This window comes from Oscillibacter sp. KLE 1728, assembly GCF_934833455.1.
GTDB lineage: Bacteria > Bacillota > Clostridia > Oscillospirales > Oscillospiraceae > Oscillibacter > Oscillibacter welbionis.
The window spans coordinates 1-12535 of sequence record NZ_CAKVVF010000020.1; the positions used below are offsets into that span (position 1 = coordinate 1).

Below are 12535 nucleotides of genomic sequence, written 5' to 3' on the forward strand. Positions count from 1 at the left end.
GACCGACACCGTGGAGCTGAACGAGACGGAGCTGGGGGGCGTGAAGGAGTGCAGCGTCCTCATTGAAGGCGAGGGCGCCTGGTCCCGGCTGAAATTCGAGAGCGGCGTCCACCGGGTCCAGCGGGTGCCGGTGACGGAGTCCAATGGCCGCATCCAGACCTCCGCCGCCACGGTGGCCGTGCTGCCGGAGGCGGAAGGGGTGGACGTGAAGCTGGACCCTGCGGATATCGAGATGCAGGTCTACCGGGCCAGCGGCGCGGGCGGCCAGCATGTGAACAAGACGTCCTCCGCCGTGCGGCTGATCCACCGGCCCACCGGCCTGGTAGTGGAATGCCAGCAGGAGCGCAGCCAGTTCCAGAACCGGGACAAGGCCATGCGCCTTTTGGCGTCAAGATTGTATGAGATCGAGCGGGAAAAGCAGGATGCCGACATCGCCAGAGAGCGGAAGAGTCAGGTGGGCAGCGGCGACCGCAGCGAGAAGATCCGCACCTACAACTTCCCCCAGGGCCGGGTGACGGATCACCGGATCGGCCTGACGCTGTACCGGATCGACGCAGTCCTGGACGGGGAACTGGATGAGCTCATCGACGCCCTGGTGACCGCCGACCAGGCGGAGAAGCTGAAGAACGGCGGCGGGGAACCATAAAACAGAGCTGTACGGCGGCCCGGATAGAGCGGCGCCGTGGAGGGGCTGCACTTCCGGCAGCCTGCCGGGACGCCGCGGAGCCCTTTGGAGACGCAGAAAGAGTAAGCAATAAGGCCGGGGAGATCTCCGGCGAAGAGAGATAGAGGCGAAGAGATATGCAGACACGATATTTTGACCTGCGGGACACCAAGGGTCAGCAGAAGGAGATCGAGGACAAGATCGGCGCAGCGGCCAAGATCCTGCGGGACGGCGGCCTGGTGGGCATCCCCACGGAGACGGTGTACGGCCTGGGGGCCAACGCTCTGGACGGCACCGCGGTGAAGCGGATCTTTGAGGCCAAGGGCCGGCCCCAGGACAATCCCCTCATCATCCATGTGACCGGCGCCCAGTGGCTGCCCCGCTACTGCGCCGACGTGCCGCCCCTGGCCTATGTGCTGGCCCGGAAATTCTGGCCCGGCCCCCTGACTATGATCCTGAAGCGGCGGCCCATCATCCCGGACGAGACCACCGCCGGGCTGGACACGGTGGCGGTGCGCTGCCCCAACCACCCGGTGACGCTGGCGATCATCCGGGAGGCGGGCATCCCCATCGCGGCCCCCAGCGCCAACCTCTCCGGCCGGCCCAGCTGCACGACTGCCCAGGACGTGCTGGAGGATATGGACGGCCGGATCAGCGGCGTGGTGGACGGCGGTCCCTGTGCGGTGGGTGTGGAGTCCACGATTCTGGACCTGACCTGCGACCCGCCCAGGCTGCTGCGTCCCGGCGGACTGCCCCTGGAGGACCTGGAGCGGCTCATCGGCAAGATCGACGTGGATAAGGCCGTCAACGGCGCCCTGGCGGAGGGCGAGAAGCCCAAAGCCCCCGGCATGAAGTACCGCCACTACGCCCCCAAGGCGCCGGTCACCGTCATCACCGGCGCGCCGGAGAAGTCCGCCCAGGAGATCCTGCGGCGGGTGGGGCCCACCTCCGGCGTCATTTGCTTCGAGGAGTTTGTGGACCTGTTCCGGGAGCAGGAGGTCCACACCCTGGGGCCTGTAGGCGACAAGCTGGTCCAGGCCCAGCGGGTGTTCGACGCCCTGCGGACCTTTGACACCAGCGATGTGACGGAGATCTTCGCCCAGTGCCCGGACAACCGGGGATTGGGTCTGGCCATCGGCAACCGGCTGAAAAAGGCCGCCGGCTTCCATGTGGTGGAGGCGGACAGTGAGCGGGTGGTGCTGGGCCTCACCGGCGGCACCGGCGCGGGCAAGTCCAGCGCCCTGCGGGCCATCCGCTCCCTGGGGGGCGAGGTCATCGACTGCGACGCCCTGTACCATGAGATGTTGGAGACCTGCGCTCCCCTGCGGGATGAGATCGGTGTCTCCTTCCCCGGCGCGTTTGACGCAGCCGGCCAACTGGACCGGCGCAAGCTGGGACAGGAGGTCTTCTCCCACAAGGACCGGCTGGAGCAGCTCAACGGCATTGTGGCCCGCCATCTGGTGCCGGAGGTGCGGCGGCGCTTGGCAGCGTCGGAGAGCAAGATCTTCGCCATCGATGCCATCAACCTGCTGGAGGGCGGGCTGGACCAGCTGTGCGACCGGACGATAGCCGTCACCGCGCCTTTGGAACTGCGGGTCCGGCGGATCATGGCCCGGGACAACATCACAGAGCAGTACGCCCGCCTGCGGATCTCCGCCCAGCAGCCGGACGAGTACTACCGGGGCAAGTGCGACTGTGAGCTGAATAACGCCGCCGATACCGCCGCGGCCTTTGAAATGGAGGCCCGGGAGTTTTTCCAGCGGCTGATCGACACCATCAAGGAGGAAAAAGCACATGGAAAGCAAGGAATTTAAGGCGCTGAAGGAGCAGCTGCTCTCCTGCCGCCGCAACGGCTTCGACCGGATGGACGCGGCGGAGCGGAGCGCCATGGAATCGTACTGCACGGACTACAAGGCATTTCTGGACACTAGCAAGACCGAGCGGCTCTGCGCAGGAGAGGTTGTCCGCCTGGCAGAGCAGGCCGGCTACCGGCCCTATGTCCGGGGCGCGGCGGTGAAGCCGGGAGACAAGGTCTATCTCTGCAACCGGGGCAAGAGCGTGCTGCTGGCCCACATCGGGGAGAAGCCGTTGGCGGAGGGTGTTCAGATCGCTGCCGCCCACATAGACTCCCCCCGGCTGGACCTGAAGCCCAACCCCCTGTATGAGGACGGGGAACTGGCCTATTTCAAGACCCACTACTACGGCGGCATCCGCAAGTACCAGTGGGTTACCATTCCCCTGGAGCTCCACGGCGTGGTGGCCCTGCGGGACGGCGCCAGCGTACAGGTGAACATCGGCGGGGGCGCGGACGATCCCCGGCTGGTGATCACGGACCTGCTGCCCCACCTGGGCGCGGAGCAGAACAAGAAGCCGCTGGCGGAGGCCATTCCCGCTGAGACCCTGAACCTGCTGCTGGGCAGCGAGCCGATCGGGGACGCGGAGGAGTCCGGCCGTGTGAAGCTGGCGGTGATGAAGCTGCTGAACGAAAAGTACGGCATCACGGAGGATGACTTCACCTCCGCGGAGCTGGAGGCGGTGCCGGCGGTAAAGGCCACGGACATCGGCCTGGATCGCAGCATGATCGGCGCCTACGGCCATGATGACCGGGTGTGTGCCTACGCCGCCCTGCGGGCCCTGCTGGATCTGGAGGGGACCCCTGCCAAGACGGCGGTGTGCGTTCTGGCGGATAAGGAGGAGATCGGCTCCGACGGTGTGACGGGCATGCAGTCCGCCGCTTTCGACACATTTATGGAGGACCTGTGCGAGAGCCAGGGCGCGGCTGTGCGGGTGTGTTTCGAGAAGTCCTTCTGCCTCAGCGCCGACGTGACGGCGGCCTACGACCCTAACTTCTCCGACGTGTATGAGAAGCGCAACGCCGCCTATCTGAACTACGGCATCGGCCTGTGCAAGTACACCGGCGCCCGGGGCAAGTCTGGTGCCTCCGACGCGGACGCGGAGACGGTGGCCTATATCCGCAACCTCTTTGACGAGGCGGGGGTCATCTGGCAGATCGCAGAGCTGGGCAAGGTGGACGCCGGCGGCGGCGGCACTGTGGCCATGTATATGGCCAACCGGAACATCACCACGCTGGACGCGGGCGTGCCGGTCCTGTCCATGCACGCGCCCTTTGAGACGGTGTCCAAGCTGGACTGCTACGAGACCTATAAGGGCATGAAGGCCGTATTCCAGGCGGAGAAGTGAATCGGCTGAGATCAGGAAACAGGCGCCCCGGTGAAAACCGGGGCGCCTGTTTCTATCCGGCATTCTGCTCAGGTGAGGGGGAGAAAACCGGGGGAACTTTTCCTGTTTTCGTCAAAAGAATTTCGGCGAATTTGGTTGCATTGCCTACGGAAATATGGTAAGATGCTTTGCGTGTAAAGACAAATGGCCATAGGAGGCGGACGAGATGGCGAGAGAGATCAAGTATTACATTGTGGCCGCGAACGCCCTGCCGGAGATCTTCGTGAAGGTGGCGGAGGCCAAGCGGATGATGCAGACCGGCGAGGCGGACACCGTGGGCGCTGCCACGAAGCAGGTGGGGATCAGCCGCAGCGCGTTCTACAAGTACAAGGATGCGGTGCAGCCGTTCAACGATATGAAGGCGGAGCACATCATCACCTTTTACTGTATGCTCAAGGACAACACCGGCGTGCTCTCCAGCGTGCTGTCCGTGTTTGCCACTTCTGGGGCCAACATCCTCACCATCAACCAGAGCATTCCCACCAACGGCTGCGCGGCGGTGACGATTTCCGCAGAGACCAGCGGACTGGCGGAGACCCTGGAGAAGCTGATGGCAGACGTGGCCGCCGTGGACGGCGTGGTGCGGGTGGAAGTCCTGGCAGGATAAAGAGAGAGGAAACGGACGCATGATACAGATTGCGATTATGGGCCTTGGCACGGTGGGCACCGGCGTGGCCAAGGTAGTGGCGGAAAACGCCCGGCAGATCGAGCGAAAGCTGGGCGAGCCCCTGCAGGTGAAGACCATTCTGGTGCGGCATTTCAAGGACGGGCCCTACCGTCAGCTGATGACGGATGACTTCACGAAGATCGAGGAGGACCATGCTATCCGGGTGGTGGTGGAGACCATCGGCGGCGTGGAGGCGGCCTACGAGTACACGAAGCGGGCCCTGAACGCCGGCAAGCACGTGGTCACCGCCAACAAGCAGCTGGTGGCGGAGAAGGGCGCAGAGCTGCTGGCCCTGGCCAAAAAGCAGGGCGTGAACTATTTGTTCGAGGCCAGCGTGGGCGGCGGTATCCCAGTGCTGCATCCCCTGACCCAGTGCATGGCTGCCAACCGGATCGACGAGGTGTACGGCATCCTAAACGGCACCACCAATTATATCCTCACCCGGATGGTCCGGGCCGGCACCACCTTTGCAGACGCCCTGAAAGAGGCGCAGGAGAAGGGCTATGCGGAGGCAGACCCCACCGCAGACGTGGAGGGCGTCGACGCCGGGCGGAAGATCTGTATCCTGGCGGATCTGGCCTTCGGCTGTCAGGTGGACCCGGCGGATGTGCCCATGGAGGGGATCAGCCGGCTGTCTCTCCGGGACGTGAAGATCGCCCAGCGGGCGGGCTACCGCGTCAAGCTGCTGGGCCGGGCGGTGCGCCTGCCCGGCGGCCGTACCGCCTATGTGGCACCCCATCTGATCCCGGAGGAGCAGCCCCTGGCCAGCGTGGACGATGTGTTCAACGCGGTGGTGGTCCGGGGAAACGCCACCGGCGAAGTGATGTTCTACGGCCAGGGGGCCGGGGAGCTGCCCACGGCCTCCGCCTGCGTGGCGGACGTGATGGAGGCGCTTCAGTCCAGCCCCCGCCGGGAGGAGATCGGCTGGGAGGCGGACCCGGCGGGCTTTGAGGACCCGCAGGCCCTTCGGAGCCGGTACTACTTCCGCATCGGCGGCAGCCTCAGCGCCGCTGCCGCGGCCTTCGGCCAGGTGGAGATCCTCAGCGAGGACGGCGGTGAGACCGCCTTCCTCACCGACTGCATCAGCGGAGCCGAGGCAGGGAAGCAGGCCGAAGGCCTGCGCGTCCTGGCCTGTCTGCGGGTGCTGGGATAAGCCCCAAACCGCCGGAAGATGTGTATACTGGAACAGGCGGGAACCGGGATTTGAGACTTGATTCTGATTTAAAGAAGGAAATGCCATGAGCTTGATCGTACAGAAATTCGGCGGCACCAGCGTGAGAGATGCCAAGCGCATCCGCAACGTAGCCGGCATCATCGCAGAGACCTATCTGGCGGGGAACGACGTGATTGTGGTCCTCTCCGCCCAGGGAGACACTACAGACGATCTCATTGCCAAGGCGGAGGAGATCAACCCCCACGCCTCCAAGCGGGAGATGGATATGCTGCTCTCCACGGGAGAGCAAATCTCTGTGGCCCTGTGCGCCATGGCCCTGGAGGCCATGGGCCTGCCCTGCATATCCCTGGCTGCTTGGCAGGTGGGGATACAGTCTACCTCCGTCCACTCCGACGCCCGGATCAAGAAGATCGACACCGAGCGTATCCAGTCCGAGCTGGACCAGCACCGGATCGTGATCGTCACCGGCTTCCAGGGCGTGGACCGCAACGGGGACGTGACCACCCTGGGCCGGGGCGGGTCCGACACCAGCGCCGTGGCGCTGGCGGCGGCCTTCCGTGCAGATCTGTGCCAGATCTACACGGATGTGGACGGTGTGTATACCACGGACCCCCGCATCGTCCCCAGTGCCCGCAAACTGGATGAGATCACCTACGACGAGATGCTGGAACTGGCGTCGCAGGGGGCCCAGGTGCTCCACAACCGCAGCGTGGAGCTGGCCAAGAAGTTCAGAGTGAATTTGGAAGTCGTGTCCAGCCTGGAGCGCAAGCCCGGCACGAAAGTCAAGGAGGTCACCAAAGTGGAGAAAACCAATATCGCCGGTGTCGCCAAGGACACCAGCATCGCCCGCGTCGCCCTGATCGGTCTGCAGCACAACCCAGGCGTCGCCTTCCAGGTCTTTGACCTGCTGAGCAAGCACAACATCAACGTGGATGTCATCCTGCAGTCCATTGGCCGGGAGGACACCAAGGACATCACCTTCACGGTCCACAAGAAGGACCTGGAGGAATCCAAGCAGATTCTGGAGGAACATAAAGAGACCCTGAGGTTCGACCACATTGAGACGGATGAGAGCATCGGCAAGGTCTCCATCGTGGGCGCGGGCCTCATGAGCAACTGCGGCGTGGCCGCCCGGATGTTCGAGGCCCTCTATGAGGCGGGCATCAACATTCAGATGATCAATACTTCTGAGATCCGAGTCTCCGTCCTGCTGGATGAGGAGGACGTGAACCGGGCGGTCCGGGCCATCCACGACAAGTTCTTCGGCGAGATCTGATTCCGCCTGGAGCATCAGCCCAGCAGGGCGCGCCCACCGGCGCGCCCTGTGCTGTTTTCCGGTCTGCTCCGCCGCCGCGCTGCATACAGTGGAGCGAGGTGAGGCGAACCATGAGAGATCCCTTCAATCGTTTTGCCCTGCGGTATCTGGCGGCTGTGGTGTGCGGCCTGGCACTGCTGCTGCTCCACAGCACGGCACAAAGCGGACTGCCTGCCGCGTTCGTGCCCCAGTGTCCCAGCCCCTGGGAGTTGAGCAAGCTGGCCTTCTGGCCGCTGCTTGCCGCCTGGGTGCTGACCGGCCGGCTGGGCAGGGAGCGCCGCACGCTGCTGCAGGATCTGCCGGCAGCGGTGCTGACGCCCCTGGCTATGACAGCGGCGTGCTGGGGCTTGGCGGCCGCCGGGGGAAATGGCGCGGCGAGCCTGGCGGTCTGGGCGGTGCTGCTGGCGGCGGGCACGGCCTTCTGCCCGGACGGAAGAAAGCACCCGGGGCTGTGGGCAGCCCTGGCTCTGCTTCTGGCGGGGCTGTACATGCTGCTGACCTTCACGCCTCCGGGCTGGGGACCATTCGTCAATCCGCTGGGATGAGAGAGGATTTACTTTCCCGCCCATCTGTGGTACAATACGGACGCTGTATACAAGAGAATGCCGCCTCGCCGGGCTTGCCGGCGGGCGGCCATGAGGAGGAACTTCGCTATGAATGCCATCGTCACCGTCGTGGGGCAGGATAAGGTAGGCATCATCGCCGCCGTTTGCGCCCTGCTGGCTGAGCACAATGTCAATATCCTGGACATCTCCCAGACGATCCTCCAGGGCTCCTTCACCATGGTCATGGCCGTGGACGTGGGAGCGGCCAAGGTCTCCGTGGGCGAGCTGCGGGACCTGCTGGAGCAGTTGGGGCAGAAGATGGAGATCTCTATCCGCATCCAGCGGGAGGAGATATTTGATGCCATGCATCGCATCTGACTTCAAGAGGGGGACTGCGTCCACCCTTTAGATTCCCCCGCCCAGTGAGACGTTGGTCACTGGGGACGCCGCCCCCGGCGGTTGGGTCAAGGAATTTTCGGCAGGTACACGCCCTGCCGAAAATGATTTAATATTCTTCTTTTGCCGGAGGTAAAAGAACTGAGGAAAACCGGAGGTTTTCCCCTAGCCTCTTTTACCCGTTTCCGGAGTCCTTTTGAGAGAGAATTTGTACGTTGGGAGATACGTTATGCTGAACCAGAAGGAAATTTTATCTACCATTGAGATGATCGACCAGCAGCACCTGGACATCCGCACCATCACCATGGGCATCTCCCTGCTGAGCTGCTGTGATCCGGACCCGAAGCGGGCCTGTGAGAAGATCTACGACAAGATCACCCGGTATGCGGAGAAGCTGGTCAAGACCGGCGAGGACATCGAGCGGGAGTTCGGCATCCCCATCGTGAACAAGCGCATTTCCGTCACTCCCATGGCCCTGGTGGCCGGGGCCAGCGAGACGGAGGACTGCGTGCCCTTTGCCCTGGCCCTGGACCGGGCGGCCCAGACCTGCGGCATCAACTTTATCGGCGGCTACTCCGCCCTGGTGCAGAAGGGCATGACAGAGGCGGACGAGAAGCTGATCCGCTCCATTCCGGAGGCTCTGGCCCGGACAGAACTGGTCTGTTCCTCCGTCAACGTGGGGTCCACCCGGGCGGGCATCAATATGGACGCGGTGGCCCTGATGGGCCGCATCGTCAAGGATACCGCTGCCGCCACGGCGGACCGGGATGGCCTGGGCTGCGCCAAGCTGGTGGTGTTCTGCAATGCCGTGGAGGACAACCCCTTTATGGCCGGCGCTTTCCACGGCGTGGGAGAGGCGGAGAAGGTCATCAACGTGGGCGTCTCCGGCCCCGGCGTGGTGTGTACTGCTTTGAAAGCGGTGAAGGGCCAGCCCTTTGACGTGGTGGCGGAGACAGTGAAGAAGACCGCTTTCCGGGTGACCCGCATGGGCCAGTTGGTGGCCCAGGAGGCCAGCCGTCGGCTGGACACGCCCTTCGGCATCGTGGATCTCTCCCTGGCGCCTACCCCGGCCATCGGAGACAGCGTGGCCCGCATTCTGGAGGAGATGGGCCTGGAGGTCTGCGGCACCCACGGCACTACGGCGGCGCTGGCCCTGTTGAACGACGCGGTGAAGAAGGGCGGCGTCATGGCGTCCTCCTCTGTGGGCGGCCTCTCCGGCGCCTTCATCCCCGTCAGCGAGGACGAGGGCATGATCGCCGCCGCAGAGGCAGGGACCCTCTGCCTGGACAAGCTGGAGGCCATGACCTGCGTCTGCTCCGTGGGCCTGGACATGATCGCCGTCCCCGGCGACACCCCGGTAGAGACCATCTCCGCCATCATTGCAGACGAGGCGGCCATCGGCATGGTGAACAACAAGACCACCGCCGTCCGGCTGCTGCCCGCCCCCGGCAAGACCGTGGGGGACCGGATCGAGATGGGCGGCCTCCTGGGCAGCGCCCCGGTGATGCCGGTGCACCCGGAGTCCAGCGCGGACTTTATCGCCCGGGGCGGCCGCATCCCGGCGCCCCTCCACAGCCTGAAGAACTGAGCCAGCGGGCCGTCCGGAAGGGCGGCCTGTTTTGCCATACAGATGGGGAAAGGCGTTCAGATATGCCGCAGCTTCATGTGCAGCAGGGCTCACGCCTTTTCGCGGCATACTGTCCTATACTTGGAGTTTCACGCCGGGGTATGGGACGCGCCCTGCCGCGGTAAACTGGGAGAAAAGGAGGAATCGCATGGACATTCTCTTTGAAAACGGCACCATCCGCACTCTGGAGCGGAACAGCCCTGATGCCCAGGCCCTGTTGGTGCGCAACGGCCGGATCGCCGCCGTGGGGGGCAGGACGGCAGTGGAGGACCAGACGGGAATCGACGTCCGCCGGGTGGATCTGGCAGGCAGGACGCTGCTGCCGGCGTTTCTGGACGCCCACAGCCACTTTACGGCGGTGGCCAACCAGTTTCTGCAGGTGTCTTTGGAGGGCTGCACCTCCTGGGCGGACATGCAGGACCGGATCCGGGACTACATCCGGCGGGAGCGCATCCCTGCCGGGCAGTGGGTAACGGCACAGGGGTACGACCACAACCTGCTCTCGGAGCGGCGCCACCCGGATCGGCTCTGCCTGGATGCGGCGGCGCCGGACAACCCGGTGGTGATCTGCCACCAGTCCGGCCACATGGGCGTGTTCAACACCGCGGCGCTGGAGCGGCTGGGTGTCACTGCGCAGACGCCTGCCCCCGCCGGAGGCGTCATCGGGCGGGAGAACGGCACCCTCACCGGCTACATGGAGGAAAACGCCTTTCTGGAGTTCCAGAAGCGGGTGCCCATGAGGCCGCTGGAGTCGTTTCTGGCGGCCTACCGGAAGGCCCAGGACCTGTACGCCTCCTACGGAATCACCACCGTGCAGGAAGGGCTGCTGCGCCGGGAGCTGGTACCCCTGTATCAGGCCCTGCTGGCGGACGGGTCCCTGAAGCTGGATGTGGTTGCCTACGGAGATCCGGAGGGAGCGGAGGCGGCCCGGCAGGCATTTCCGGAGAGTGTCCGGCAATATCACCGGCGCTTCAAGCTGGGCGGGTACAAGATGTTTCTGGACGGATCTCCCCAGGGACGTACCGCCTGGCTGCGGCGGCCCTATCAGGGGGAGCAGGAATACCGGGGCTACGGCACCCTGACGGACGCAGAGGTGCTGGGCATGGTCCGCCGGGCCGGGACAGATGGGATGCAGCTGCTGGCCCACTGCAACGGGGATGCCGCCTGCGCCCAGTATCTGGCGGCGCTGGATGCGGCGGCGCGGGAAGGCGTGGATCTGGCGGCACTGCGGCCGGTGATGATCCACGCCCAGCTGCTGGGCAGGGACCAACTGCCGGAGGTGAAGCGGCTGGGGGTGATCCCCTCTTTCTTCGTGGCCCACGTGTACCACTGGGGGGATGTCCATCTGGAAAATCTGGGACCCGGCCGGGCGGAGGCCATCAGTCCCGCAGGCTCGGCGGCGGAGCAGGGGATCCCCTTCACATTCCATCAGGATGCGCCGGTGATCCGGCCCGATATGCTGGAGACGGTGTGGTGTGCCGTGAACCGGGTGACCCGGCAGGGCCGCGTCCTGGGCCGGGAAGAGCGGGTGGACGTCCGGACGGCCCTGGAGGCGGTGACGGTCCACGCTGCATACCAGTATTTTGAGGAGACGGACAAGGGCACCCTGGCGCCGGGGAAGCAGGCGGATCTGGTGATTCTGGACCGGGACCCCCTGGCGGTGCCGCAGGAGGAGCTCCGGGATATTCGGGTACTGGAGACCTGGAAGGATGGCGTTCCCATCTTCTGCCGGGAGGCATGAGTCTGCCGCCGGGTGGAAAAGAACGCTTGCAATTTTTCGCACGAGAGGTAAAATAAGGAGGAACGACGTGCCCAACGCGTTGGAACATGGGAGGTGAGCAATATGGAGAAAAAGAGCAAGCTGGTGCTGGCCGTTTTACAGGGAAGTGATTCCGACAACACCATCCGCAACCTGAATGAGCGCGGCTTCATGGTGACGGTGCTGAGCTCCACCGGCGGCTTTTTGAAGAAAAAGAGCACCACGGTGATGATCGGCGTGGAGGAGGATCGGCTGGAAGAGGCCCTGGACGTCCTGCAGAAGTATGCGGGACACCGGAAGGAGACCGTGTACCAGAGCGTGACCATGCCCCACGGGGAGATGTCCGCGGTGCCGCCGGTACCCATGGAGGTCATGGCCGGCGGTGCGGCGGTGTTCATCGTGTCGCTGGACGATATTCGCAAATTCTGAATCCCTGCGTCTCAAATGGCAAAAAAGACCTGCGCGGCAGCTGCCGTGCAGGTCTTTTTTGCGCATCGAAGGGAAGCTCGTCAGCCCTGTCGGGCCGCCTCCTCCGCGTCAAATTTTGCCCGGTCCCGGTCGATCTGCTTCTGATAGCGGTCCGCCTCGGAAAAGACGCAGCCGCAGTACTTCTGCATATAGAACCCCAGCTCCCGGGCCCGCTGGTTGCCGGCCCGGAAGTTTGACCGGAAGTCCCGGTAGAGAAATTCCACACCGTACTGCCGGGCATACATCTCCGCTGCGGCGGCGATGGCCTCGTGATTCTGATAGGTGCTGGCCAGCAGGGTGGAGGTGAAGGCGGTAAAGCCGTGCTCTGCCGCATACTTCGCCGTGCCCTCCAGCCGGTGTTCGTAGCAGTAGGCGCAGCGGTGGTCGATGTCTCCCGCCACATGGCGGACAAAGTCCTTCAGACCGTAGTCCTCCTGTACCCGGACCTCCATACCGATGGTGGGGGCATACGCCAGCAGGCAGTCCCGCCGGGCCTGATACTCCTTCCAGGGGTGGATGTTGGGGTTGTACCAAAACGCCACCGGCTCGATGCCCTCGCTCCGCAGAGGGTCGATGCAGCTGAGGGAACAAGGGGCGCAGCAGGTGTGCAGCAAAACGCGTTCCATGTCGAAAATGCCTCTCTTTGGTTCTGAGATGGAACCAGTATAGCATAGAAGAGA

General features: G+C 64.4%; 12 protein-coding genes. 11 read left to right on the plus strand and 1 reads right to left on the minus strand.

Features of this window, described 5'->3' with window-relative positions; translation table 11 throughout:
- From QVE23_RS03625 to QVE23_RS03675, 11 genes are all read left to right on the plus strand, one after another.
- The coding region (locus QVE23_RS03625) for a peptide chain release factor 1 (protein WP_287967586.1) at positions 1-646 on the plus strand (646 nt) is incomplete at its 5' end.
- Between the two features lie 155 nt (positions 647-801).
- Positions 802-2478 (plus strand): L-threonylcarbamoyladenylate synthase, encoded by a 1677-nt coding sequence (locus tag QVE23_RS03630; RefSeq protein WP_021747796.1) that lies wholly within the window; start codon positions 802-804, stop codon positions 2476-2478.
- Positions 2459-3865 (plus strand): aminopeptidase, encoded by a 1407-nt coding sequence (locus QVE23_RS03635; RefSeq protein ID WP_267288356.1) that lies wholly within the window; start codon positions 2459-2461, stop codon positions 3863-3865. The genes QVE23_RS03630 and QVE23_RS03635 overlap by 20 nt, the downstream gene beginning before the upstream one ends.
- 205 nt (positions 3866-4070) lie before the next feature.
- The gene (locus QVE23_RS03640) at positions 4071-4511 is read left to right on the plus strand and encodes an ACT domain-containing protein (RefSeq protein WP_021747794.1); all 441 of its coding nucleotides are present in this window, start codon (positions 4071-4073) and stop codon (positions 4509-4511) included.
- A 19-nt stretch (positions 4512-4530) separates the two neighbouring features.
- On the plus strand, positions 4531-5724 hold the full coding sequence (locus QVE23_RS03645; protein ID WP_287967587.1) for a homoserine dehydrogenase: 1194 nt from the start codon (positions 4531-4533) through the stop codon (positions 5722-5724).
- Positions 5725-5809: 85 nt separating this feature from the next.
- On the plus strand, positions 5810-7021 hold the full coding sequence (locus tag QVE23_RS03650; protein ID WP_021747792.1) for an aspartate kinase: 1212 nt from the start codon (positions 5810-5812) through the stop codon (positions 7019-7021).
- A 110-nt stretch (positions 7022-7131) separates the two neighbouring features.
- On the plus strand, positions 7132-7605 hold the full coding sequence (locus QVE23_RS03655) for a hypothetical protein (protein ID WP_021751668.1): 474 nt from the start codon (positions 7132-7134) through the stop codon (positions 7603-7605).
- Between the two features lie 108 nt (positions 7606-7713).
- Positions 7714-7983 carry an ACT domain-containing protein gene (locus QVE23_RS03660; RefSeq protein ID WP_025544749.1) on the plus strand — a complete coding sequence of 90 codons (270 nt, stop codon included), beginning with the start codon at positions 7714-7716 and terminating at the stop codon, positions 7981-7983.
- Positions 7984-8230: 247 nt separating this feature from the next.
- Positions 8231-9589, plus strand: coding sequence for a PFL family protein (locus tag QVE23_RS03665; RefSeq protein WP_273482287.1), 1359 nt, complete (start codon positions 8231-8233; stop codon positions 9587-9589).
- Positions 9590-9776: 187 nt separating this feature from the next.
- Entirely contained in the window at positions 9777-11369 is a 1593-nt protein-coding gene (locus QVE23_RS03670; protein WP_287826821.1) for an amidohydrolase, read from the plus strand.
- Positions 11370-11471: 102 nt separating this feature from the next.
- Positions 11472-11816 (plus strand): cyclic-di-AMP receptor, encoded by a 345-nt coding sequence (locus tag QVE23_RS03675; protein WP_021749406.1) that lies wholly within the window; start codon positions 11472-11474, stop codon positions 11814-11816.
- An 80-nt stretch (positions 11817-11896) separates the two neighbouring features.
- On the opposite strand, the gene QVE23_RS03680 is transcribed toward QVE23_RS03675, so the two are convergent.
- Positions 11897-12481: an epoxyqueuosine reductase QueH gene (locus tag QVE23_RS03680; RefSeq protein WP_136891703.1), complete on the minus strand. Its 585-nt coding sequence runs from the start codon at positions 12479-12481 to the stop codon at positions 11897-11899.
- Positions 12482-12535: the final 54 nt, after the last annotated feature.